Here is a 24,994-nt window from a genome sequence, read left to right on the forward strand (position 1 = left end):
GAATACAATATGAATTATAAGTGATGTTAAAGCCGTTGAAATCCTGCTATATTGTTCGGACAAACACCATAACCGCTCGGAGGGCCCGATCGCCAATGTGGAATATTTTTCTCTCAACCTTTAGGAAACAGTCCTTGCTGAATCGGCTGATCATGAGCTTCCTGCTCGTCATCGTATGTCTGGCGGCGTTTCAGTTTTTGTCTTTCTCCTTTTTCAAAAAGAAGGTTCAGCAAGAGATTGTGAAGTTCAGCAGTCTCAATTTGAAGTATGCCGCGGAAAGCTATGAGAAAAATTTGGAGCTCATCGACACCACCATTGCAACTCTCTATTTCGACGAGAAAATGAGCCTTATTATAAACGACCGGTCGGCCGGCAATTTTAAAATTTTAAATCTTTTCGCGTCCCAGCTCCAGCGGCATGTAAGCGGCGGCCAGCTTTACGCGGATGATATTGTCGTTTATTTCGGCGACACGGGAACCGCAATCAGCAAAGAGGGGATACGCAGTATCGGGGATTTGACAAGCATCGAATTAATTAGCGACGCTTACCCCGCCGCATTTTGGGAGGAGCAGGTCTCAAACGCGTATCGCTACAAATGGTTTCCCGCCGCCGAATTTAAACGGAGAACCTTGGACAAGCAGATCGTTTCCAGAGGTGAGCAGTTTCCGATTATTTACAAAAACAGTCTTAATCCGCAAATGTATTTCCTCGTCTTGCTGGACGCCCGTCAAACTTTTAAGGCATTTTATCGCGGAATCGAGGACGATTTCTATATTGTCAATGAAGAAGGCGATGTTCTATTCTATACGGATCCGTCGCATTTGCCCGAAAAGGAGGATTTGCAAGCTTTTGCAGGCGCGGATGAGGGGAACTGGAGTCAAGGAAGCAATTTGCATTTCTACACGAAAGGAAAGCATTCGGGTCTGATCTATGTCAGCGTTGTGCCCAACAGTACGATCACTGCCCAGCTCCAGCAAATGAATATCGTGCTGCTGGTCATACTCGGAGCGGCCGTTGTCGTCAGCATTGCGATCTCCGTGTTCCTGAGCTGGAGATTCCATCATCCGGTACAGCAAATCATCAAGCTGATCCAGAAGCCGAACGAGGCGCTTCCAACGGGGAGCAGCATTAACGAATTTAATATCATCAGCGGCAAAATCGGCGACATGATGGTGATCAACGAGGAAATCAGCAACGATTTGAGCAGGCAAAACTCGATCATCAAAAAATACAACTATATTAACAAGATGAAACGAATCTATTCGAGCTACGATAAGGTAGAGGAAGATTTGCTCGAGTCGGGCAATCCGTTCTATTTGGTGCTCTACTCCATGACTTTCACGAATAAGCTCCATAAGTTTTCACCCGAGGATCAGACAAGAGGCATTTACTACATGGATCAATATATACAAAGAAGCCTGATGGACGATTTTTCGGACGCCGTAACGATTCAGATCGAGAAGGATCAGATTTTATCGTTGGTTTTCGTGAAAGGGCAAGATCAAAAAGACGAACTTCTGGCAAACCTGCAAGGCTTGAAAACGATTTTCGACCGGGACAAGGATTATTGTCTCGTCACGATTGCGTCCGATCTTGTCTTGCGCGATTCCACCGAATTTACGACGGCCTATGAGGAAACTTTGGAGATGCTGCAGCTGCGTAAAATGGTGCCGGGCACCCAGCTTATCGTCGAGCCGGTGCCGGAAAGCGCCCATGTATTGCGCGTTCCTTCGCTCGATCAGGAATTCGCCGCTCATTTGCAGGCGGGGAACGAGGCGGCGATCCAGACCGTTGATCGCTTGCTTCGCAAATTAGCGGGCAATGAGGCGAATCTGTATCAATTTACGCATCTTTCCAGAGAAATCATTGCCGCCGTTATGAAGGCTTTGACTGCCGCCAATATCGATGCGGACGCCATACCGGGGAAAGAATCGCCTTACGAGAAGCTGAAAACATGCGCTGTCGCCGAGGACTATTTCGTCTTTTTCCATGAGTTTTTGGAAGCGTCACTGTATTTGATCCGCGAGAAGAAGGCTGTGCAGGAGCCATTGAAGGATTCGATTCTAAACTATATCCACCGCAATTACCATAAGGATATATCGCTGGAAACGGTAGCGGACAAATTCAATTTGTCCAGCGGCTACCTGTCCCTCTTCTTTAAGGAAAAGACGCAAACGAATTTTCTCTATTATTTGAACGAGCTGAGGATCAACAAAGCGAAGGAGCTGCTGCTCGAGACGAATATGAAAGTGCATGACATAGGCGAACAGGTCGGCTTCCAAAGCGCGAATTCGTTCATTCGTTTGTTCAAAAAGTTCACGGGTATCCCGCCGGGCGCATTTCGCCGGATGAATCATAAATTGGAATAGGTTTGCGGATACATCGATATAAGATTGGGGGAGACAATCGGAAATGAAGCATTTGACACTTGTCGAGCATGGCCGCAGCAGGGCGTTCGTAAGTGTATCTTCCTTGGAGGACGGGGGGCTATGGTCCTGGATCGATCTGGAGGTGGCCGCCGCCGACCGGAAGCTGCTTCATGATTGGGAGCGGGCCGCTACTTTAACCGGCTGGTACGATTACATTTACGGAAATCCTTATATGGTGCCCCGTATGTATTTGCACCAAGCGGCGGACAACTATCGCTATGCACTTGAACACGGTGTCGCGGTGCAGTACGCAGAGTTATATCCGAATTGGGGAGAGGGGCCGAAGCCTTGAGTTACCGCCAAGCTGCTCTGGGATCCGCATGCCGATGTTGACGCGCTGCTTGGAGAATGGTACGAGCGTGCAGTCGGACTTGAAGCGGCGCCTTATTTGGCGGCCTATTACGAGCATTGGGAGAAGTTTTGGACCACACGTATCCGGGATTCGGCATGGTTCCGCAAAGGTAAGGATCTGATCTACCTTTTGTTCAACGATCCGCAGTATCTGGATCTCATATGCGACGAAGAGATGTCGGCTTGCAGAAACCTGCTGGAGCTTACCGTCATGCATGCGGCTACGGACAAGCAAAAAAGCCGGGCGCAATTGCTGCTAAACGCATTCGACTATTATGAAGCGAGCGTGCTCAGTTATCCGCGTAACGCACAGCCCGTGACGGATGCCCGGACTGCGCTTTCGATGCTGCAAGACGGCAGTATTGCCAGAAGAGTCGAGCAGGCGCAAGAGCGGGTGAAAATTGCCGAGAAGCTGCAAATCGATCCGATTTTGAAGCATCCCATCGATATTTACGGCTGTCTGGCTTACGGACTTCGTATTTGGAGCGGGTGGAATTCCTCGCAGTTTTGGAGTCTGGCGGAATATATGAGAGAGCGGGAGCAAGCCGGCGGACCGGTTCGCGAACGGGTCAAGGAGCTGGCTGAAGACGAAGCATCCGGCAACATGAAGGAATATGCGCAGCTGCTCCAAAATGCGACGAGCGGCTCCTCTCCGCTGTTTGCTTTCGATGCGGGACGTCAAGTGGAGGCAAGCGCGGCGGAAAACGGCGCTGCGGATGCAGGTACGCTGTTGGCTAGCGATGCATTGACTCTCAGCAGAGGGCTAATTGCGGGACGAGCAAAATGTTATGCGCCTGAGGGTACGACGAAGGGAACGGTTGAGCTCATTTTGCGCGGATTGAATTCGCAAGGCGAAGCTGTGGTTGAATTGCGCTCCGCAGTTTTGTCCTTAGCGGCTGCCGCAGGAGGGTGGTCTTCGCTTGACATTCTTGAGGACGCATCCCAGTCCGCAGACTTGGCGAGCGTGACGCAAATGCAGGTCGTCGTGAAAACGGGCAATTATGCGCCGGGACAATCCGTTAAGCTGGGCCGGTTGGAAATCTATTAGCGGCCGGCCGCCGTCATGATGTGAAGCGCCGCCTCTAAGAGCTTCGGGTGGTGCAATAATCAGATTAGTTGAGAGGAAGAGATGAAATGCCATTGATCGATATGCCTTTGGAAAGCTTGAAGAAGTATGAAGGAACGAATCCGCGTCCGGAAGACTTTGATTCCTATTGGGAACGTGCTTTAGCGGAAATGAAGGCGACGGACGGGCAGCTTGAGCTCGTGAAAAGCGAATTTCAGGTTCCTTTTGCCGAATGCTTCGATTTATATTTTACAGGCGTTCGCGGAGCGCGCATCCACGCCAAATATATCCGGCCTAAGCGTGTGGCGGAGCCTCATCCGGCCATCGTGCAGTTTCACGGTTATTCCGTAAATGCCGGAGATTGGTCGGATAAATTGATTTATGCGCTGTTGGGGTTCTCGGTTGTGGCGATGGACTGCAGGGGGCAGGGCGGATTATCCGAGGATACCGGGGGCGTAAAGGGGACAACTCAGAAGGGGCATATTATACGGGGCTTGGACGATCACCCGGATAACCTGTTGCTTCGGCATATTTTTCTGGACACGGCTCAATTGGCCGGTATCGTGATGAATTTGCCGGAGGTGGACCCGGATCGGGTCGGGGCAATGGGCGTGTCGCAAGGCGGCGGGCTGACGCTGGCCTGTGCAGCCCTGGAGCCGAGGATTAAACGGCTAGCGCTCATGGTGCCGTTCCTTAGCGACTATCAAAGAGTGTATGAAATGGATTTGGCAAAGGATGCCTACGAGGAGCTTAAGCTATTTTTCCGGAATCATGATCCTGAGCATGCAAGAGAAAAAGAAATTTTCACGAAGCTCGGCTATATCGACGTCCAGCATCTGGCCGGGCGAATACGAGGCGAAACGATGATGGGCGTAGGACTGATGGATACCGTCTGCCCGCCGTCCACGCAATTCGCTCCGTTCAATAAGATTACGGCGCCTAAAACGCTGGAGCTTTACCCGGACTACGGGCATGAGATTTTGCCGGGCTTCGGGGACAAGACGGTGCAGTTTATGCTTGGTTTATAAGCTATTTTTCAAGCGCTTATATTTTAATGGTAAAAGCGCCAGTCCTTTAAAGGACGGCAAAGCCGTTCATCATCCCTACGATGCCGCCATTAAGGATGCTGTAGTCCGAATTAGCCCACTTGGAGCAAGGAATGGAGGTTCGCCTTACACTGGAGTCCGATTTTGCCGGCTTGGAGAACGGATTCACCATTTTGCCGAGCAAAATACTCGCTGCAAGTAAGCGTTTTCGGACTACAGGCGGGGAAAGGTAGCCGTACTCGCATCCTCGTATTCCATTTTTCATGTCATGCAAAATGGAACACGTTATGCAAAATGGCATATGGCGTTCGGCGTCTCCGGTTTCTATGATGAACCCAGGCCGCTTATTCGGCGACAGCCGTCCGGAATGCGGTTCCAAAAACATGGAGGTGAAAGAATGGCAGGTTTCAAACGTCAAAGAGTCATACCGCTGCTGCTGCTGATCTGCATGCTGTTCAGTACGGCAGCGGGGAATGTCGCCGCTGCAAATCCGGCGAAAACGAACGGAAGCTACGAGGGAATTGCCGGGCATTGGGCGAGCGAGGAGCTGCTTCAAGCGATTGACAATGGGGTCATTCAAGGAGATGTTTCCGGCTCGATTCTGCCTGACCGTACGATTACGAGAGGCGAATTTATGGCTATCGTCAACCGCTCCTTCGGCTTCACGGAAGAAGCGTCCATCGATTTCAAGGATTTGCAAGCGGGCGACTTGGCGTATACGGAAGCGGCCCGAGCTGTCAAGGCTGCCTATATCCGGGGCTATGAAGACCTCACAATCGGCATCGACAAGCAGGTCAGCCGCGAAGAAGCGGCCGTTATGCTGAACCGGATCGTTCAACTGGCGGCACCTTCCGGCGGAGGCGGCGCGAGAAGCTTCAAGGATGCCGGCGATATCGCTTCGTGGAGCATGGACGGGGTCGACGCGATCGTCGCTGCGAACGTGATGAGCGGGTACGAAGACCGTTCCTTCAGGCCGAAAAACCCGATCAGCCTCGCGGAAGCCGTTGTTATCGCGAGCCGCGCTAAAGCTGCCAGGGGACAGGATGTTTACGACAAGCCCGGTACATATGGTCCTGCCGCAGGCATTCAGTCGGTTGGCAAAAATATCGTTGTTGCCGTACCTGGCGTTACTTTGCAGAACATGCATATTAACGGCGATTTGCTGCTGGGCGAAGGGATCGGCGAAGGGAACGTGACGTTGAGCAACGTTACTGTAAAGGGAAAAACGATCGTAGAGGGCGGAGGAGCCAACAGCATTCATGCAGCCGACTCCATTCTTCTTACCGTGGTTGTGAACAACAAAAACAATACGGTGCGCATCCATGCGTCGGGTTCGAGCACGCTGTCCTCCGTTACGCTTCTGACTCCGGCAATATTGGAAGGAAGCGGTTTTGCCGAGGTTGTGATCGGCGAGGAGCTGCCTGACGGATCGATCGTGAAGCTGCTCGGCTCTTTCCAAACTGTAAGCGTTTACTCTGGCGGAGTTACCGTCGATTTTGCGAAGGGGGCCATTAAACAGCTTCGTGTATACGAAAGTGCGTTAGGCGTAAGCGCCAATATCGGAGAAGGAGCCGTCATCACCCGGCTTGAATTGGAAGCAGCAATTAAGACTGCGGGAGCAGGCTCAATTTTACTTGCCATCTTGGGTACGAAGGCGAAGCAATCTTCGTTCGAGAAGCCGCCGGCTAAGCTGGAGCAGTCGGGTACCGTACAGCTGCCCGGGTCGACAGCATCGCCGGCGTCGGAATCAACGTCGTCGACGCCGACACCGACACCGACACCGACACCGACACCGACATCGACGCCAACGCCGACATCAACACCTACAGCGACACCGACACCTGAGCCGACAACCTATGCGGTTGTAAATGAAGGCACCGGCCAAGCGGTCATCGTGCACGCCGCTAATGCCGATCAGCGTGTTATACAAGCCGCCGCCAAAATTGCCGGCTATGTGGAGCAATCAACCGGAGCGAGGCTGCCGATCATGGATGAGTTCGCATGGATGAGCAGTAACATAAGCGATAAATTGCCTATCTATGTAGGCAGCACCGCTCAGTTAAGTGCGAGCTCGCGAAGCGCTTTGCCGTCAATGGACGATGAAGGCTTTATTATCGAAGCTGGTAACGGCGGAATGGCGATTGCCGGGAAAACATCTGCAGGGACAGAACACGGCGTATATGAGTTTATCGAGCGTTACGTCGGGGTTCGTTGGCTGCTGCCGGGACCGGATGGAGCGGATGTTCCGCAAAAGTCCTCCATTCTAGTGCCCGGCGGGACAGTAAAACAGGAGCCGGCTTTTATGTCCAGGATCTTAAGTCCGATGACGATGCCTACCAATCAAACAGGTCCCGTTCAGTTTGAATGGGCGCGGGAAAATCGTCTGCCTTGGCGTTTTAACGCCTATCACAATATGTATTTGATGTTTCCGGGAGCGAAATACGGAACGAGCCATCCGGAGTTTTATCCGATCATCAACGGACAAAGGTTCATTCCGTCAGCTCAGGATATTTCCGGATGGCAGCCTTGCTACTCCGAGCCCGCTACGGTGACGGAAGCCGTGAAGACGATCGTCAAGTTTTTCACGGACAACCCGGATCAAGTCAGCTATTCGCTCGGCGTGAACGATTCGGGCGGCTTCTGCGAAGAGAACCCGAATCATCCGATGTATACGGGGAAAGTCAATTCCAAAGGGTTTCACGACATGTCGGACATTTACTACAATTGGGTTAACCAGGTGGCCGAAGAAGTATTAAAGGTGTTCCCTAACAAATGGTTCGGCGTGCTGGCCTATGAAAACGTCATCGATCCTCCGTCATTCGCGCTGAATCCACGCGTCGTACCCGTTCTGACGAAAGACCGGATGGCTTGGCTCGATCCGCAGGTGGAAGCGGCTGACGATCAGTTGATGGAGCAGTGGAGCGAGGTTGCAACGAGCACGGGATGGTACGATTACATTTATGGCACCCCATATGCCGTACCGCGGATTTATTCTCATCTGATGGCGGACAACTACGCGAAAGCGAAGCAAATGGGCGTATCGGTACAGTACGCGGAAATTTACCCGAACTGGGGAGAAGGTCCGAAAGCATGGCTGTCCGCCAAGCTGCAATGGAATCCGGATCAGGATGTCGATACGCTCCTGCAGGAATGGTACGAAAGAGCGGTAGGTCCGGAAGCTGCGCCCGATTTGGCCGCATATTATGCGCATTGGGAGGAATTTTGGACACAGCGTATCCCGAACTCGGCATGGTTCCAGAAGTATAAAAATAGCATCTATTTAATGTTCTCCGACCCGATCTATCTCGACTTAGTCACCATGGAGGATATTGCGGTCAGCAGGCAGCTGCTGGAGTCGGCGCTGGCCAAAGCCGTGACGGATAAGCAAAAAGCGCGTGCCGCGCTGTTACTGCGGGCATTCGAATACTACGAGGCCTCGGCCGTCAGTTATATGTATTCCAAAGCAAATTCCGGCTCGGGCGGGGATATAAACCTAGCGATCGAGCAGCTATTCAGCGAAGAAGATGCCGGAAGCGAGTGGACCGAGAAACGCATACAGCTGCTTGAATCCTTTAAAAACGATCCTGTTCTGCTGCATCCCCTCGACCCGCGCATTTTCGGGCTTACGTGGAGCGGGACCCCGAATCTTGCCGGTCAATTCTGGAAAATAGTCGATTACGTTAAACGGAATGAGCCTTCAGGAGGGCCGATTAGCGACAGGCTTCATGGCTATACGGAAAGCGCGGATCCAAGAACGAAGCAAATCGCCCAAACGTTGGAGAAGATCCTTGCCGGGCCGCCTTCCCTTACCGTGAACGGTTCATTTGAAACGGCAACGAATCAGATGCCGAATGGTTGGGCGGAATGGCTCACCGTCGCGAAGCAGAGCACCGTTACGGAGCATGTGTACTCCGGTCAAGCCGGTGTAGGCATTCAGCTTGCAGGCGGCGGCAGCATGGGGGGCGTCTTGCAAAATTTGACGACCAAACCCGGACCGCTCGCTGGAAGGCTTTACTTTAAAGTGCCGGAAAATACAGTGACGGCGAACGGCACGCTCCAATTGATTTTCCACTACCGCCTGAAAAACGAAACGACCGTTTTCTTCGCCTTACGTTCCGAATCCAAACGATTGGCGGACTATGCGGGTAAAGGCTGGGAATCCATTGACCTTTTTGGCGAAATCCCCGAGACCGTAAACGGCTTCGAAATTGATTACGCGCAGCTTGTCGTGCTGATTGAAGGGCTGCCTGCGGAAAGCAAGATTTATATTGACGATGTGGAGATTTATCAGTATTAGAGGAATTTAAAAAGTCCCTTTTATTCGGACTCATCCAACCTTCGCGTTTCTTGAAAAGAACCTGGTTTGTTTCGAAGGAGGAATATTCATGTCGAGATTTGCGAAAATCAGCTCGATCGGCTGCGACTACAAGGAAATCGACCCGAGTTTGAATATGCGCGAAGCCGTTGAAGCGATGAAGGAGCATTTGCGCGGCAAGCTGAGCCGGGTTTTGCCCGACCGCCCCGATCTGATCGTGCTTCCCGAGGTGTGCGATATGCCGCGCAGCTTCATGGGGGAGCGGCTCAAGGAGTTTTACGGATGCCGTGGGGATTCCATTTTGACGATGATGCGCGAAACGGCCAAGCAGCAGAGCTGCTACATCGCGTATCCTCGCCTGCGGCAGGTGAAAGACGGAACCTGGCGGAATTCCGTGGAATTGATCGGCAGAGACGGGGAGATCGTCGGGATCTATAACAAGAACCATCCGGTCGATATCGAAATCTCGGTCGATGGGGTATTAGGCGGCAAAGACGCGCCGGTTTTGCAGTGCGATTTCGGAACGGTGGCATTCGTCATTTGCTTCGATCTGAATTTCGACCGCTTGAGGGAAATGTACGTGAAGGTAAAGCCGGATTTGCTCGTCTTCGTCTCCATGTATCATGGCGGGCTGATGCAGCAGTACTGGGCGTATTCATGCGGATCGTTTTTCGTCAGCGCGATCAGCCAGTCCTACCCGAGTCAGCTCATTTCTCCGCTCGGTCAAGTACTCCGGACGAATACGAACTATTTCGACAGCTTCACGGAAAAGGTTAATTTGGATTACGTGCTCTGCCACCTCAACGGTCACTGGGAAAAACTCACCGCCATGAAAGAAAAGTACGGGGAACAGGTGCGCATTGTCGAGCCGGGTTATGTCGGAGCGGTCCAAATATCGAGCGAATCGGAGTCGCTCACGGTCAATCAGCTGGTGCAGGAATACGAGCTGGAAACCTTCTGCGATTACTTAAAGCGGTCGCTTGCTTTTCAATCTTTGCCGGGCAATGTTGAGCCTTAAAGCAAGCGCTAAATTGGGAATTGATGAAAGCATAGAATAATTTCGCGATTACCGTTACCGTTTGGAAATCGATCTGCGTGACCGCCCCGCCGTTTAAGATCTTGTAGGTACGATACGTACGTTCGAGGCGGATTGACTTCTGACGGTAACCAGGCCCGAATTGCCGGAGGCGTCAACGTTATTGGAAAAGGATACTGCGTAGCTTGCGGTAGGATAAGCAATCGACGCCGATGCGCTGGGAGTCGAGCACGGTGCCTGGCACAAGTGGAAACCTTCCGTTCCAATGCGGTATAGTGAAGAGAGTCCGTCTGCTGACGGCAACTCAACACGAATAGGAACAAGGAGAACCTGCTTATGTTGTTTATCGACAATCGGGGCATGACCGATCCGGCGCTGAATTTGGCACTGGAGGAGTATGCGCTTAAACATTTCCCTGCCGGCGAAGACTATTTGCTTTTCTATATCAATGAGCCATCTATCATCATCGGCAAAAACCAGAATACGGTAGAAGAAATTAATGCTGCCTACGTTAAGGATAACGGCATTCATGTCGTGCGCCGCTTGTCAGGCGGCGGGGCGGTTTACCACGATCTCGGCAACCTGAATTTCAGCTTCATCACGAACGACGACGGCAAGTCTTTTCATAACTACCGCAAATTCACGGAACCGGTCGTAAAGGCGCTTCACGGGCTCGGCGTCGAGGCGGAGCTGACCGGACGGAACGACATTCAGGTCGGAGAACGGAAAATTTCGGGCAACGCGCAATATTCCACGAAAGGCCGCATGTTCAGCCACGGCACGCTGATGTTCGATTCCGAGATCGAGAATGTGGTTTCGGCGCTGAATGTCAATCCCGAGAAAATCAAATCCAAGGGCGTCAAATCGATCCGCAGCCGGGTGGCGAACATTTCCGAGTTTTTGCGCGAGCCCCTCACCGTCAGCGAATTCAGACACAAGCTGCTGGACTCGATATTCGGCGGAACGGACGTCCCCGAGTACAAGCTATCGGAAGCGGATTGGGAGGCGGTGCGCAAGCTGGCCGACGAACGATACCGAAACTGGGATTGGAATTACGGCAAATCGCCGGCCTTCAACATCAGGCATACGAAGCGGATCGAGGGCGTCGGCACGTTCGACGTCCGGTTGGACGTCAAGAACGGCCAAATTGCGGAAGCGGCCATATACGGCGACTTTTTCGGCGCTTTGGATTCCGAGGCATTCGCAGAAAGACTGGTCGGCTTGAAGTACGACGAGACGGCTGTGCGCGAGCTGCTGGATAGCAGCGATTTGACCCTGTATTTCGGTCCGATCACGAAGGAACAGTGGCTGGAGCTTATGTTTTGAGATTGTACCGGCGAGGCCCCCGTTTAGAGAAGCGGGGGTTATTCGGCTTTCCGGTTATTGTAAAAATGTTCCCGTATCGTTCGCAGACGACCGTGCGTATAATGAAAGTACATCGAATAGTAAGCGTTTACAGTCTGCGGGTTGTGTTTGTATAAGATTCCTCGTCAGTCTTCGCGGATCGTTCGATTTCTCGGTAAGGTATTTTGTTGTTACCTGTGAGAGGAGGATTATCGCATGACGAAATCGCAGAACATTATCGCTCGAACCTCAGCGCTCGGCGCAAAAAATTACAACCCGCTGCCGATTGTCATTTCCCGTGCTGAAGGGGTATGGGTCGAGGATCCGGAAGGCAACCGGTATATGGATATGCTGAGCAGTTATTCCGCGCTCAATTTTGGCCACCGGCATCTGGCGGTCGTGTCGGCGCTCAAGGAACAGGCGGATAAGGTGACGCTGACGTCCAGGGCCTTTCATAACGAAACGCTTGCCGAGCTGTACGAACGGTTGGCCAAGTTGACGTCGAAGGAGATGTTCCTTCCGATGAATACCGGCGCGGAAGCGGTGGAGACGGCGATCAAAGCGGCGAGACGCTGGGCGTACGACGTCAAAAAGGTGCCTGCTCACCAGGCTGAAATCATCGTTTGCGAAGGCAATTTTCACGGCAGGACGGTCACGATCACTTCGTTCTCTTCCGAAGAGGCGTACAAACGGGGCTTCGGTCCGTTCACGCCTGGGTTTCGAACAATACCGTACGGCGATGCGCGTGCGCTGGAGGAAGCGATCACGCCGGAGACGGCGGCGTTTCTGGTAGAACCGATTCAAGGCGAAGCGGGGATCGTCCTGCCGCCTGACGGATATTTGCGGGAAGCGGCGGCGATATGCAAGCGGAACGACGTGCTGCTGATGGCCGACGAAATCCAGACCGGTTTAGGCCGGACGGGCAAAACGTTTTGCTGCGATTGGGAGGACGTCGTGCCTGACGTCTATATTTTGGGGAAGGCGCTGGGCGGCGGCGTTTACCCGGTATCCGCCGTAGCTGCGAGTACCGAAGTGCTCGGCGTGTTCGAGCCCGGCTCGCACGGCTCGACGTTCGGCGGCAATCCGCTCGCCTGCGCGGTGGCGGTTTCCGCGATCCGGGTGCTGGAAGAGGAAGGACTGGCGGAACGCTCGCTGATGCTGGGCGCGTACTTGAAGGAAGGACTCGAGAGGCTGGAAAGCCCGCTCGTTCGCGAAATTCGCGGCAAAGGGCTGTTTATCGGCATCGAGCTGTACGAGAAAGCGCGCCCGTATTGCGAGCGTTTGATGGCGGAAGGCCTCTTGTGCAAAGAAACGCATGACCACACGATTCGCCTGGCCCCGCCGCTGACGGTGACGAAGGAACAGCTCGATTGGGCGTTGGAAAGGATAGCGGGCGTGCTGGCCGGATAGCGATGCTTTGCCGACAGACGATACGACCGATGGGGAGGCTGCCGCTATGAATGGACGGGTAGGGAAGGAATTGTCGATCATCGGGGTGCCGATGGATCTCGGAGCCGATCGGCGAGGCGTCGATATGGGGCCGAGCAGCATCCGGTGCGCAGGCGTGGAGCAGAGGCTGGAGGAGCTTGGCTTCAACGTCGCCGACGAAGGCGATCTGGTCGTCAGAAGAGCGAAGCATCATTCCGACGTGCCGGAATCCAATTTGAAATACTTATACGAGATCGTTAGGGTGAACGAGGAGCTTTGCGAAACGGTGGAAGGCGCTGTCGCCAGGGGCCGGTTTCCGCTGGTTCTGGGCGGCGATCACAGCATTGCTATCGGCACGCTGGCCGGTCTGCGAAGGCAAAAAGCGGATGTCGGCGTCATCTGGTACGATTCCCACGGCGACGTCAATACGGCGGAAACGTCGCCCTCTGGCAATATTCACGGCATGGCGCTTGCCGTCGCGATGGGCTACGGGCACCCGCTGCTGACCGCTATCGGAGGAGATCGTCCGAAGGTGAAGCCGGAACACGTCGTCATCATCGGCGCCCGTTCGCTTGACCCGGGGGAACGGGTATTTCTGAAGAAGCTCGGCGTAACGGTGTTCACGATGCATGAAGTCGACCGGTTGGGCATAACCAAGGTGATGGAGCGGGCGATCGAAATCGTGTCCGACGGTACGGACGGCGTTCACCTTAGCCTCGATCTGGATGGAGTGGATCCGAGGGACGCGCCGGGAGTGGGAACGCCTGTACCGTCGGGCATCAGTTTGCGGGAAAGCCTGCTCGCCATGGAACTGCTCGCGGACGCAGGGGTGGTGACTAGCGCCGAATTCGTCGAGGTGAACCCGACGCTCGACATCCAGAATCAAACGGCGAAGGCGGCGGTCGAGCTGATCGCGTCGCTTATGGGCGAGAAGATCATGTAGCCGTTAGGGCAAAGCAAGGCTGTACGGAAGCAAACGGTTTGCTTTCGTACAGCCTTCTTTTTATGATTGCCGGTCGAACGCGGTATTCTGCGGCTGCTGATTCCGGCGTATGGACAACAGCTGTTCGAATCCAGCTGTGAAACCGGTATGAATGCAAAATACATGACGAAGCAGAGAACAAACAGAACCAACTGCGCCATGCTTCTTCATGAAAAAAGACTGCTTCCGTCAAGGAAGCAGTCCGTTTAGCGGGGGCTTGGATTGTTGTCGAGGCTTTACGCCCCCCAGATCCGAGGCATCGGCATAGACTCTTTGCCTAGCTCAGCCCAGAGGAACTTGAGCATCAGTTCGCTCTTTATCCGGCTGTAATCCGCATCGTCCCATCGATTGTTCAGCTCTCCGGGATCCTCCTGAAGGTCGAACAGCTCGCCGTACGTTTGGTTGTAGTAGACCGTCAGCTTATAGCGGTCGTTTACGTACGTTTTTTGGTGGATGGTCGTCGGCTCATGACGGAATTCGCAGATCGCGTGATCGCGCGCTTGCTCCTGTTCGCCGAGCCATACTTTGCTTTGATCGAGTCCGGTCATCGCATGCGGAACGGCAATGCCGCACAGGCTCAGGAAGGTTGGCGCCAGGTCGACAAGCGACTGTATGGACGGGCTGACCCGCCCGGCGGGGACCTGGCCCGGATAGCGGACGATGAACGGAAGCTTGATTAGGTCCTCGTAGTGGAAGCCGCCTTTGGCCTGCAAGCCGTGCTGACCGAAGAAATGGCCGTGGTCGGTCGTAAATACGACAACGGTATTTTCCGAAAGGCCGAGCTCGTCGAGCTTGTCGAGAATGCGGCCGATATATTTGTCCATCAGGCTGATCATGCCGTAATACGTGGCTACCAGCCGCTTACGCTCATTTTCGTCGTCGATCAGATGCGAATGATAGCCGTGAATGCCGATTCCGGTTTCGCGCAAGTGGGAGAAGTCCGGCTTCCTCTCTTGGGTCATGCCGAAATGAGGCGGGTTGTTTACGTGCTCGCCCGGCGTTACCGACGGTATCGTCAGCTTGTCGGGGTCGTACATCGTATCCCATGGCGCTGGCGCCAGGTAGTCCGGGTGCGGATCGAAAAAGCTCGCCCACAAGAAAAACGGCTCATCCTGCTCCTTGTATCCTTCCAGCAGCGAATTGGATCGTTCGGCAATCCACGTATTGTAGTGGTAGTCCTCCGGAATCGGCCAGGAATGCTTGATCGAGCGATCCATCGTTCCGGTTGGCGCCAAGAAATAATCCCGCCAGTTCGTACAGCCCTTCTCCTCCATCCACAGCGCGTAATGCTGGCCGACATGAGCCTCATTCGTATGATTGCGCGCCAGTTCCGCACGCTCGAAGCCGTAGAACGGCCCTTCGAAGTCCCGCCAGTATTCCAAATCCTGCAAAAGCGGGTACGACTCCAGCGACGGATATTCGTCGGTTCCGCGCAGCGGCTGGAAATGCGCTTTGCCGACAAGCGCCGTCCGGTAGCCGGCTTTCATAAAATCCTCGCCGACCGTATGCCGGTCCTCAAGCAGCTTCGTGCCTAGCGTCCATGCGCCATGCTGGCTCGGATATTGTCCGGTTATGATCGAGGCGCGCGTCGGCATGCAGGTCGGGTTGGGGCAGTAGGCCCGGGTGTATGTCGTCCCTTCGCGGACAAGCCGGTCCAGGTTCGGCGTAGATAGCTCGGGGTTAAACGCCCCGATCGTATTCCAATGCTGCTGATCGCTTGTGATTAGCAAAATGTTCGTTTTTTTTGGTTTAGTCGTCATCGGGTGGCCTCCGTTTTGTTATACTATTCGTGCGCATTTATGTATTTATCATAATGGAACTGTCGCTGAGACAGAATGGCATTCGGTTTGGTTCGATTGTCATTTTGTTCGGTGATTGGTATAGAACGGTTAGTGCTGATGCCGGACGTTGCGGGAGGTAACGGAATGAGGATGAAGGAGAAAACATCGGCTCGGATGACCGGGAAGACGTGCGGGAGGTAGCGGAATGAGGACTAAGGAGAAATTTTCGGCGGAAACGGCCGGGATGACGGAGTACGGTCACGAGTTTGCGGAGCATCTGCTTTATGCCCCCTCCGGGTGGGAGAAGGATAGCGGTATTTGGCCGGTTCGGGCCGGAACGAATGTGGCCAAGACCAATTACCGGGTAGGGCCTAAAATTATCGAGTGGTACAGTCTGCATGCCGTCCGTTCCGGAAAAGTAAGCTTGTCCTTCGGTACGGAGACGGTTGAGCTGGAAAAGGGCGATATGTTCTGCTTGTTCCCGGGCGTGACTTACGATTACAAAATCGTGCCTTCCTGTGCGCCGCTTTTGCTAGGCTGGGCGGCGTTTAACGGAGGGCAGTCAAGATGGCTGCTCGAGCTTGGCGGGTTGAAGCCGCAGTGTCCTTATGCACGTTCGGCATATAAAGGGGAGGCCCGAGAAGCGTTCGAGGAGCTCCTCGGACAATTCCGTTGTTCCTTGCAGCGCGAATCCGGGGGAACCGGGAGCTATTTGAAGCTGGTGTCGCTGCTGTATCGCTTGTTCGACCGGATCGAGGCACAACGGCAGCATCCGAATACGGCACCCAAGCAGAATGAATGGGTGGAACGAAGCGAAGCCTTCATGCGCACGCATTTTATGGAAGGGATATCGGTAGATGATGCGGCAAAGCATGCAGGTGTTTCCCGCTCGCACTTTTCCGTCGTCTTTACGCGGCAGACGGGCGACTCGCCTATGCGCTTCCTGCAGAAGCTGCGGATGGAGAAGGCGGCGGGTATGCTGCAAGAATCGGCGCTGCCCGTAACGGAAATCGCGCTGTCGCTCGGTTACCCCGATTTATTTGCTTTTACGCGCGCGTTCAGCCGGTACTACGGCCTGCCTCCCAGCAAATTCAGAGAGAGTAATGAAAGCATTGCCAAGTATGAGGATGGCGAAAGCACAGAAAATTTTGCTGGTAAGTGAGGGAGAGCAGTTCGGTGGGGTATAGGGCATACAAATAAGGGGTTTAGGCGGGAAGAAAGGCGGAACGGGAGAACAAATGTGCAGGCATGCCTGGTGCGCTTGTTAAGTGCTTAGACGCATAGTAAAGATATGATAAAGCTGAGTCGAGGGTCAGATAAGCAGGAGGGGGATAAGGGCTGAGTAGTGTGCTAAGACCTGAAGTAGTGTGCAAAGAGCTGAGTAGTGTGCAAAGAGCTAAGCAGTGTGCTAAGACCTGAAGTAGTGTGCAAAGAACCTGAGCAGAGTGCTAAGAGCTGAGCAGTGTGCTAAGAGCTGAGTAGTGTGCAAAGAGCTAAGCAGTGTGCTAAGACCTGAAGTAGTGTGCAAAGAACCTGAGTAGTGTGCTAGGACCTGAAGTAGTGTGCTAAGAGCCTGAGTAGTGTGCTAAGAGCCTGTGTAGTGTGCTAAGAACCTGAGCAGTGTGCTAAGAGCAGCTGAGTGGTGTGCTAAGAGCTGAAGTAGTGTGCTAAGACCTGAGTAGTGCGCTATGACCTGAGTAGTGTGCTAAGAATGGAGTAGTGTGCTAAGACCTGAAGTAGTGTGCTAAGAACCTGAGCAGTGTGCAAAGAACTTGAGTAGTGTGCAAAGAGCTGAATAGTGTGCAAAGAGCTAAGTAGTGTGCTAAGACCTGAGTAGAGTGCAAAGAGCCTGAGTAGTGTGCTAAGAGCTGTTTAGTGTGCAAAGAGCTGAGTAGTGTGCAAAGAGCCTGAGTAGTGTATAAAAAACCTAAGTAGTGTGCTAAGACCTGAAAGTGTGCTAAGAGTTGAGCAGGGTGCTAAGAGCTGAGTAGTGTGCAAAGAACCTGAGTGGTGAGCAATGAAACTAGGGTACTGCGGAGCATTAAGCATTGAATGGTCGACTGCCAACACGTGTCGCCCCACCGCGCGCTGGGAGCTGTGCACCAGATTCGAGGCTCCTTCTGGCGAGGAACCGACTTTGACAAGCTGGTGAGTGCGATGCAGCACAGAGAACTGCTGTAGATGAGAGTTAGTGAATCTAGCTTCACTAATAATGAACTAAAGTTCATTATTTGAGCTGAATTGGGGTTTAATAAACCCGATAATGAACCCAGCTTCACTATTAGTGAACCTAACGGCAAAATAGCGACGTCTGGTTCACTATTCGCAGGTAAAGCTTATTTCTGCCCCGGGATAGTGAACTTTGCTTCACTAATAGTGAAGCAAAGTTCACTATGGAACGGAAATGCTCAACAACCCCTTCACAGCATCTGTGTGCGCAAAAATGCTTACCCGCTCTCACCCTCCGATTTCACGCCTCCGCACTCAAGCTCCGCACTCAAGCTCCACACTCACCCTCCGGACTCAAGCTCCCGCGTGTACGGCAAGCATAAACGTAAACCTGCCCGTTCAGCTGGCTCCCGTTCATAGCAAAAACCGCCGGAATGAATCCGACGGTTTCTTAAGCTCTCGAGGAGCTTTCCTTTTAGTAAAGCGTAATGATTGTGGCTACCACCGCAATAATCAGGCAAACGCCGAACATAACGCCAAAGCCAATGCCTACGTCTAAAAAGTCATTGCGCGGTTCTTCGTTTACGTGCAGTTCCGGATGTTTTGGATCGCTCATGGGATGACCTCCTAACTCCTGATCGGATAAAGATTGCTTCTAGGCACGCCGTAAAGCTTGCCGCTTTTGATCGTTTCGACAGGGCCGCTGGCAAAGTGCACCGGCCGACGCTGCTTACAAATACGCAGCTTTATAGGCGGCGAGCCGTCAAACCGCCGTTTCCTTAATGTTCTAAGGAGTAGTATACCCAACTTTCCGCCAAATTGTAAAGCATTCGGGCAGGGGAGTTGTGACAATTCTGAAACAAGACCGGAAGACGGCTGGGCTGGAATGAATTCGAGCTCATGAAATATACATTGGCGGGGTATACTTTACATGTTGATAGCTGCTATTGTATCATAAGGAAGATGACTGATTGATACGAATGGAGGAAGAACCATGGCTATAGTTAGCGTAACCGATCAATCCTTTAAAGGCGAAGTCGAAAGCACCGGTACGGTGTTGGTTGATTTTTGGGCTCCATGGTGCGGTCCGTGCAAAATGCTGGCACCGGTACTGGAAGAGCTGGATAAAGAAGTAGAAATCAAAATCGCGAAGGTGAACGTCGACGACAACCAAGAGTCGGCCGGACGTTTCGGCGTTATGAGCATTCCGACGCTGATTCTGTTTAAAGACGGACAACCCGTCGACAAAGTGGTCGGCTTTAAATCGAAGGACGATCTGAAAAACTTCGTAGCGCGCCACCAATAATTTGCAGCAAAGCGAACACATGTGCGAAAAGCTCTTTTTCTGCTATACTGTAACTTGCTAGGAAGCAAGTTGCAGCGCCCCTCGCGGGTGACGGCAGGAAAGGGCTTTTTCTTTGTTTTCCGCTCATTATTAGTTCATGGCAAAGGAAGCGTGATCGCTCGTGGGAGAGCAACATGTTCAGGATATAATTCGCCAGAAGCTGGCTCTGCTCCCGGAGAAGCCGGGCTGTTATTTGATGAAAAACGCCGAAGGGACGATCATTTACGTCGGCAAAGCGAAGGTGCTCAAAAATCGCGTCCGCTCGTATTTCACCGGGAGCCACGGTGCGAAGACGCAGCGATTGGTTGGGGAAATCCGCGATTTCGAATATATCGTAACCGCTAATAACGTTGAGGCGCTCATCCTAGAGTGCAACTTAATCAAGCAGTATCATCCCCGGTACAACGTACTGCTTAAGGATGACAAATCGTTTCCATATATCAAAATTACGAACGAGCGGCATCCGCGGCTGGAGGTGACGCGCAAGGTATACAAGGATAAGGGCAAATATTTCGGTCCGTATCCGAATGCCTTCTCGGCGCAGCAGACCAAGAAGCTGCTTGACCGGCTGTACCCGCTTCGCAAATGCAAGACGCTCCCGGACCGCGTCTGTCTGTACTATCACCTCGGCCAGTGCGTGGCGCCCTGCGAATTCGAGGTGGCTGCCGAGTCTTACGAGCAGATGGTGCAGGAAATAAGCCGCTTCCTAAACGGAGGGCATGATCAGATCAAGCAGGAGCTGGAGCGTAAAATGCTTGACGCCGCGGAGGAACTCAACTTTGAGCGGGCGAAAGAGCTGCGCGATCAGATCGTCCACATCGACGCCGTAATGCAGAAGCAGAACATTACGACCTCGGACGTCGTCGACCGCGACGTTTTTGGCTACGCCGTCGACAAGGGCTGGATGTGCGTGCAAATCCTGTACATGCGCCAAGGCAAAATGATCGAGAGGCGCGCGACGCTGTTCCCCTACTATGGCGAGGCTTACGAGGATTTCATTTCGTTCGTTACGCAGTACTACAGCGAAAATCCGGCTTTGCCGAAGGAGCTTGTCATCCCTTCGCCGGTTCCGGAAGAGAAGGCGGCATCGGAGGAACCGGCTTCGCTGTCGGCTGAATCCGCCTCACCAGCATCGGAGGAAACGACTCTGCTATCGGCTGAATCCGCCTCCCCGGCATCGGAGGAGACGACCCCGCTGTCGGACGAGGCCGAGAGGAATGCCGACGACGTGCGCGCCGCTCTCGCTTCTTGGCTTCACGTCAAGGTGCTGACGCCGCAGCGCGGGCTGAAGAAGCAGATGGTGGGCATGGCCACCGATAACGCGCGAGTGGCGCTGGAAGAGAAGTTCCGTCTGATCGAACGCGACGAGTCCCGAACGGTCAAGGCAGTCGAAAATTTGGGCGAATCGATCGGGCTCGGAACGATTCGGCGAATCGAAGCGTTCGATAACTCGAACATTCAGGGGACGAATCCGGTTTCCGCCATGGTCGTCTTTGTCGACGGCAAGCCGGACCGCAAGGAATACCGCAAATACAAAATCCGTACCGTAGAGGGTCCGGACGATTACGAAACGATGCGGGAAGTCGTGCGGCGCCGCTATGAGCGCGTACTGAAAGAAAACCTGCCGATGCCCGATCTGGTCATCGTCGACGGCGGCCGCGGCCAAATGTCGGCGGCGATCGACGTGCTCGAGAACGAGCTTGGACTTTATATTCCCGTAGGCGGACTGGTCAAAGACGCTAAGCACAAGACGGCCCAGCTCATGATCGGAGACCCGCCGGAGCCGGTTCACCTGCCTCGCGACAGCCAGGAGTTTTACTTGCTGCAGCGCATCCAGGAGGAGGTTCACCGCTTTGCGATCACCTTCCACCGGGAAACGCGGGCCAAAAGCATGGTCCAATCCAAGCTGGACGATATTCCGGGCATCGGCGAGAAGCGCCGCAAGCAGCTGATGAAGCATTTCGGCTCGCTCAAAAAAATAAAAGAGGCCGAAATCGGAGATTTCAAGCCTCTCGGTATAGGGGAAAAGCTGGCGCAAACGATCCTTACGTCGCTGCGGGGGGAAGAATCTCAGGCCGAGGCCGTTTCGGCTTCAGACGGGCATGAAGAAGCATAATCGCGTATCCGACAATGGCCGGCAGCGCGGCGTAGAATAAGCCGACAAACACGGAGGCCGCCGTATTTTCGCTCGCGATGTACGAGAAGGCCATCAGGATGCTGTCCATCGCCACATGCGCATAAATAGCCGTATAAAGTCCGTATTTCAAGAAAACATAGCCGAAAATAAAGCCAAGCAAGGTCACTTCGATCAATCTTGTGTAGCTCGGGTAGATCGTATAGCCGGTATGCCCCAGCGCCCAAAATACGTTCGGAATGAGAACGGCCAGGAACGTGTTGCGCAGCAGCTTTTTGAAAATGATAATGCCGAACAAGCGGAACAAGATTTCCTCGGAAATGCCGGCAAGCCAGGCCAGTGTCGGAAACAATCCCGGCCACAGCATATTGAGCGGAGATTGCATCGGATCGTTCACGCCGAATGCGTGAAAGCCTTTCTCGGCTGCGAAGAAAACCACCTGCTGAACGCCCATAATGAACAAGCAGATCAAGTAACCGCGGCCCATCGCGTACAAAATATGCTGACCGAAATCCGGTTCGCGCCAGCGCGGCCAAAGATGACGGTCGCGGTGCCGCCAGAGGGCGTCTCCCGCCAGCAGCGACATGTACAGGGAAGCGGCCGACAGCAGCACGAAGAGCAGCGATACGACAAGCAGGATAACCAGCATCATGGAATCCTGTTCGGCAGACTCGGTCTGCAGGGCGGGAATCATATTAAACGTTTGAACGACATAGCAGGCCGTATACACGAGCGTCATGACGATGCCGCGGGTGAACGAAATATGCCGGGCGTACATGATCATGTAAACAAGGGCGACAATGCCCATAATAATCGTAAAAGCGACATGCGCCAGGGTCATCCAGCTGGCGCTTTTTTTCTGCTTATCCAGCCAGCTCATATAGTCCGACGGAACCGAAAAGGCCGGCTTGAATGAGACCGTTTCGCCGTTTTGAACCTTGACTTGCAGCAGAAGCTTCGATTCGCCGATAGTCTTCCCGGTGCTTTCGAACGTATAAAACGTCGAATCCGGCTCTTCGCCTCGTCCTGTTTTATTATCCGGATTATAAACGAATTCCTCGGCTTTGTAGCCCATTTCGATAACGGCCGCCGCTGCGATCTTGGCACCGTCTGTCGCAGGCGGAGCTTTGCGCCCCGACGTCGTCTTCTGCCAGCCGGCGATCTCAGGCGTGTCCATTCCGACAAACACCGTGTAAGTCGTGCCGGACGTTCGCGTTTTCACCTGAACCTGCCAAAAGTCGAGCGGAAAGCGCTGATCGTATTTACTCTCGTACTCGTCATAGAGCCCCGATTTTTGCAAATAGCCGCTGAGCTCCTGATCGGACTGGTAGACGACGGTCGTCCCGTTCGGCGTTATCCCGGGAAACTTCGTCCGGACGAACTGCGACGCGGCATCGGCCGCAGCGGTTTTCGTAACGGCATGGAGCGAATAATCCTCCTCGACGGATGAAGGGCTGGCAAGCATGTTGTAGGCCATGATCGATACGTAGAGCACGATGCCGATCGCGGCGAGCAGAAGAAGGCGGCGGTTCAATTTATGAGGTACCATGGTTCACGCTCCTTAAAGACGGCTAAATGCGTAAGGCTTGCTGTCGGTGGATATGGAAAAAACGGGAAAGAAGGGTCGTCCTGCTTAAGCAAGACGGCTTCGAACGCGATGCTTCAAGTTGGGTTGTATCCAAGGTACCATATCGTGTAAGTCATTTCCAGCGTAAGCGTCCTGCTGCGATACGGCTTCCGGTGCGTAGAGATGGACATAAATAGAGCAAACGACGGAAAATGGATGAAAACGCAAGCGCGCACTACTCCTTCATGAAAAAAGACGATCAATTTTCAAAGAAATCCTCCGTTTTCCTCCAAATCCGCCTTTGTACATATACGGAAAGCAGGATATAATCGGAGTCGTTGAATTGAATAGCGTAACAAGCCGAATTTCTGAACGAAAACGGGGGAACCATGTAAGAAGGAGCCGGATGCGAATTATTGCCGCGTATCGGGCTTGGGGTGAATTTCGCCTTCATGGCGAATAGGGTGACTGCTGCACCCGAATCCGACAGCTAACCTCGTAGGCTTCGCAACAGGATACCATTAACCGTCAAAGGGCATTGGTTTTCCGATGCCTTTTTTTGTTGTTTAAAAATCATATGGCGGATTGTCCGAAGCAGAACAAGATTATTGCGGAGGAGAAAGAAAGGACGGTAGGGCATGAAAAAAACGTTTCGCCCGCTTCAGCTAACGCCCCCGCAAATATTGGTGCTCGGTTTCGCCGCAATTATACTGATCGGCGCGTTTCTCTTGACGCTGCCCTTTGCATCGACAAGCGGCGTTTCGCTGCCGTTTATCGACGCTTTGTTCACGGCAACCTCCGCAACATGCGTAACCGGTCTGGTCGTCGTGGATACCGGGAGCGATTACACCATTTTCGGGCAGATCGTCATCATTACTCTGATTCAAATAGGCGGTCTCGGCTTCATGACGATGGCCACGCTGTTCGCCTTCATGCTGAAAAAGCGGATTTCGCTGAAAGAACGGCTCATTTTGCAGGAGGCGCTTAATCAAGGGAGTATGGAGGGGATCGTCCGGCTGATCCGCAAGGTTATCCGGTACGCGCTTACCATAGAGGGCATTGCAGCCGTGTTTTTCGCGATTCGTTGGTCCGGCGACATGCCGCCCGGAAAAGCCTTGTATTTCGGGGTCTGGCATGCGATCTCGTTCTTCAACAACGCCGGCTTCGACTTGTTCGGGGGCCATACGGGGACGAAGTTTACTAGCTTGACGACCTACGTAGACGACCCGATCGTGAATATCGTGTCCATGCTGCTGATCATTCTCGGCGGCCTCGGCTTTATCGTCATCTCCGACGTACTCGATTTGAAGCGTACGCGGAAGCTTACGCTGCATTCGAAGGTGGTATTGACGACAACGAGCCTGCTAATCGTCATTGGCGCAATCGTCATCTTCCTGTTTGAGAACTCCAATCCGCTTACGCTTCAGCCTCTGAGCGGCTGGGGTAAGTTCTGGGGCTCGATGTTCCAGTCGGTTACGCCTCGAACGGCGGGGGCGAACACGATCGACATTGGAGCCATGCGCCAGGCGTCGCAATTTTTCATGATCATCCTGATGTTTATCGGCGCTTCGCCGGGGTCGACGGGCGGCGGGATCAAGACGACGACGTTCACGATTCTGATCGGAGCGATGATCGCCATGATTCGCGGCAAGGAAGATATCGTCCTGTTCCGCAACCGCTTGGCGAAGGATCGTATCTTCAAGGCGATTACGCTGACGCTTATCGCGCTCTTCCTCGTCATCTTCGTGGCGATGGTGCTGTCGACGACGGAGGATCACCATTTCTTGATGATTTTGTTCGAGGTCACCTCGGCTTTCGGAACGGTCGGATTGACGATGGGACTGACTACGCAGCTGACTATTGTCGGCAAAATCATGATCGCCCTCATGATGTTTATCGGCCGATTGGGGCCGTTGACGCTAGCTTACGCCTTGGGGCCGAAACCAGAAAAAGAGTTGTACCGGTACCCGGAAGGCAAAATAACGATCGGATAAGGAGCAG

16 protein-coding genes and 1 riboswitch are annotated in these 24,994 nt (G+C 53.3%); of the genes, 13 read left to right on the forward strand and 3 right to left on the reverse strand.

What is annotated here, in order from left to right; genetic code table 11:
* Nucleotides 1-134: 134 nt before the first annotated feature.
* The 9 genes from ACKGJP_RS07410 to rocF all read left to right on the forward strand — a co-directional run bounded on the left by ACKGJP_RS07410 (nt 135) and on the right by rocF (nt 13,958).
* Nucleotides 135-2,369: a helix-turn-helix domain-containing protein gene (locus ACKGJP_RS07410; RefSeq protein ID WP_409345024.1), complete on the forward strand. Its 2,235-nt coding sequence runs from the start codon at nt 135-137 to the stop codon at nt 2,367-2,369.
* Between the two features lie 43 nt (nt 2,370-2,412).
* On the forward strand, nt 2,413-2,721 hold the full coding sequence (locus ACKGJP_RS07415) for a hypothetical protein (RefSeq protein WP_409345025.1): 309 nt from the start codon (nt 2,413-2,415) through the stop codon (nt 2,719-2,721).
* 96 nt (nt 2,722-2,817) lie between these two features.
* A complete protein-coding gene (locus ACKGJP_RS07420) occupies nt 2,818-3,828 on the forward strand; it encodes a hypothetical protein (protein WP_409345026.1) in 1,011 nt (336 codons plus the stop codon).
* Nucleotides 3,829-3,914: 86 nt separating this feature from the next.
* Nucleotides 3,915-4,874 (forward strand): alpha/beta fold hydrolase, encoded by a 960-nt coding sequence (locus ACKGJP_RS07425; protein WP_409345027.1) that lies wholly within the window; start codon nt 3,915-3,917, stop codon nt 4,872-4,874.
* 415 nt (nt 4,875-5,289) lie between these two features.
* Nucleotides 5,290-9,189 carry a DUF4838 domain-containing protein gene (locus ACKGJP_RS07430; RefSeq protein WP_409345028.1) on the forward strand — a complete coding sequence of 1,300 codons (3,900 nt, stop codon included), beginning with the start codon at nt 5,290-5,292 and terminating at the stop codon, nt 9,187-9,189.
* Nucleotides 9,190-9,277: 88 nt separating this feature from the next.
* The gene (locus ACKGJP_RS07435; RefSeq protein WP_409345029.1) at nt 9,278-10,225 is read left to right on the forward strand and encodes a carbon-nitrogen hydrolase family protein; all 948 of its coding nucleotides are present in this window, start codon (nt 9,278-9,280) and stop codon (nt 10,223-10,225) included.
* A 354-nt stretch (nt 10,226-10,579) separates the two neighbouring features.
* Nucleotides 10,580-11,569: a lipoate--protein ligase gene (locus tag ACKGJP_RS07440; protein ID WP_409345030.1), complete on the forward strand. Its 990-nt coding sequence runs from the start codon at nt 10,580-10,582 to the stop codon at nt 11,567-11,569.
* Nucleotides 11,570-11,803: 234 nt separating this feature from the next.
* Nucleotides 11,804-12,997, forward strand: a complete 1,194-nt coding sequence (locus ACKGJP_RS07445; protein ID WP_409345031.1) for an ornithine--oxo-acid transaminase — start codon at nt 11,804-11,806, stop codon at nt 12,995-12,997.
* 46 nt (nt 12,998-13,043) lie between these two features.
* A complete protein-coding gene (gene rocF, locus ACKGJP_RS07450) occupies nt 13,044-13,958 on the forward strand; it encodes an arginase (RefSeq protein WP_409345032.1) in 915 nt (304 codons plus the stop codon).
* Nucleotides 13,959-14,233: 275 nt separating this feature from the next.
* Here rocF and ACKGJP_RS07455 read toward each other — a convergent pair whose 3' ends face one another.
* Nucleotides 14,234-15,757: a sulfatase gene (locus ACKGJP_RS07455; RefSeq protein ID WP_409345033.1), complete on the reverse strand. Its 1,524-nt coding sequence runs from the start codon at nt 15,755-15,757 to the stop codon at nt 14,234-14,236.
* 226 nt (nt 15,758-15,983) lie between these two features.
* Here ACKGJP_RS07455 and ACKGJP_RS07460 point away from each other — a divergent pair, with 226 nt between their 5' ends.
* Nucleotides 15,984-16,940: an AraC family transcriptional regulator gene (locus ACKGJP_RS07460; RefSeq protein ID WP_409345034.1), complete on the forward strand. Its 957-nt coding sequence runs from the start codon at nt 15,984-15,986 to the stop codon at nt 16,938-16,940.
* Between the two features lie 1,482 nt (nt 16,941-18,422).
* On the opposite strand, the gene ACKGJP_RS07465 is transcribed toward ACKGJP_RS07460, so the two are convergent.
* Nucleotides 18,423-18,563 (reverse strand): YqzM family protein, encoded by a 141-nt coding sequence (locus ACKGJP_RS07465; RefSeq protein WP_409345035.1) that lies wholly within the window; start codon nt 18,561-18,563, stop codon nt 18,423-18,425.
* Nucleotides 18,564-18,941: 378 nt separating this feature from the next.
* Between ACKGJP_RS07465 and trxA the strand changes: the two genes are divergently transcribed.
* Together trxA and uvrC are read left to right on the forward strand one after the other, a co-directional pair.
* A complete protein-coding gene (gene trxA / locus ACKGJP_RS07470; RefSeq protein WP_409345036.1) occupies nt 18,942-19,253 on the forward strand; it encodes a thioredoxin in 312 nt (103 codons plus the stop codon).
* A 235-nt stretch (nt 19,254-19,488) separates the two neighbouring features.
* A complete protein-coding gene (uvrC, locus tag ACKGJP_RS07475) occupies nt 19,489-21,408 on the forward strand; it encodes an excinuclease ABC subunit UvrC (RefSeq protein ID WP_409347097.1) in 1,920 nt (639 codons plus the stop codon).
* Here the strand turns inward: uvrC and ACKGJP_RS07480 are convergent.
* The gene (locus ACKGJP_RS07480; RefSeq protein WP_409345037.1) at nt 21,338-22,975 is read right to left on the reverse strand and encodes a CPBP family intramembrane glutamic endopeptidase; all 1,638 of its coding nucleotides are present in this window, start codon (nt 22,973-22,975) and stop codon (nt 21,338-21,340) included. The two genes, uvrC and ACKGJP_RS07480, sit on opposite strands and share 71 nt — an antisense overlap.
* A 366-nt stretch (nt 22,976-23,341) precedes the next feature.
* Nucleotides 23,342-23,512, forward strand: a riboswitch (cyclic di-AMP (ydaO/yuaA leader).
* Nucleotides 23,513-23,631: 119 nt separating this feature from the next.
* Between ACKGJP_RS07480 and ACKGJP_RS07485 the strand changes: the two genes are divergently transcribed.
* Entirely contained in the window at nt 23,632-24,987 is a 1,356-nt protein-coding gene (locus ACKGJP_RS07485; RefSeq protein WP_409345038.1) for a TrkH family potassium uptake protein, read from the forward strand.
* Nucleotides 24,988-24,994: the final 7 nt, after the last annotated feature.

This window comes from Paenibacillus litoralis (genome assembly GCF_046244365.1).
In the GTDB taxonomy this organism is placed as follows: Bacteria; Bacillota; Bacilli; order Paenibacillales; family NBRC-103111; genus Paenibacillus_V.

Bases quoted from the DNA above. Each gene is read 5' to 3' on its own strand.
- ACKGJP_RS07415 (WP_409345025.1), top strand. From the start codon at position 2,413: ATGAAGCATTTGACACTTGTCGAGCATGGCCGCAGCAGGGCGTTCGTA.
- ACKGJP_RS07425 (WP_409345027.1), top strand. From the start codon at position 3,915: ATGCCATTGATCGATATGCCTTTGGAAAGCTTGAAGAAGTATGAAGGA.
- ACKGJP_RS07430 (WP_409345028.1), top strand. From the start codon at position 5,290: ATGGCAGGTTTCAAACGTCAAAGAGTCATACCGCTGCTGCTGCTGATC.
- ACKGJP_RS07435 (WP_409345029.1), top strand. From the start codon at position 9,278: ATGTCGAGATTTGCGAAAATCAGCTCGATCGGCTGCGACTACAAGGAA.
- ACKGJP_RS07440 (WP_409345030.1), top strand. From the start codon at position 10,580: ATGTTGTTTATCGACAATCGGGGCATGACCGATCCGGCGCTGAATTTG.
- ACKGJP_RS07445 (WP_409345031.1), top strand. From the start codon at position 11,804: ATGACGAAATCGCAGAACATTATCGCTCGAACCTCAGCGCTCGGCGCA.
- rocF (WP_409345032.1), top strand. From the start codon at position 13,044: ATGAATGGACGGGTAGGGAAGGAATTGTCGATCATCGGGGTGCCGATG.
- ACKGJP_RS07455 (WP_409345033.1), bottom strand. From the start codon at position 15,757: ATGACGACTAAACCAAAAAAAACGAACATTTTGCTAATCACAAGCGAT.
- ACKGJP_RS07460 (WP_409345034.1), top strand. From the start codon at position 15,984: ATGAGGACTAAGGAGAAATTTTCGGCGGAAACGGCCGGGATGACGGAG.
- ACKGJP_RS07465 (WP_409345035.1), bottom strand. From the start codon at position 18,563: ATGAGCGATCCAAAACATCCGGAACTGCACGTAAACGAAGAACCGCGC.
- trxA (WP_409345036.1), top strand. From the start codon at position 18,942: ATGGCTATAGTTAGCGTAACCGATCAATCCTTTAAAGGCGAAGTCGAA.
- uvrC (WP_409347097.1), top strand. From the start codon at position 19,489: ATGAAAAACGCCGAAGGGACGATCATTTACGTCGGCAAAGCGAAGGTG.
- ACKGJP_RS07480 (WP_409345037.1), bottom strand. From the start codon at position 22,975: ATGGTACCTCATAAATTGAACCGCCGCCTTCTTCTGCTCGCCGCGATC.
- ACKGJP_RS07485 (WP_409345038.1), top strand. From the start codon at position 23,632: ATGAAAAAAACGTTTCGCCCGCTTCAGCTAACGCCCCCGCAAATATTG.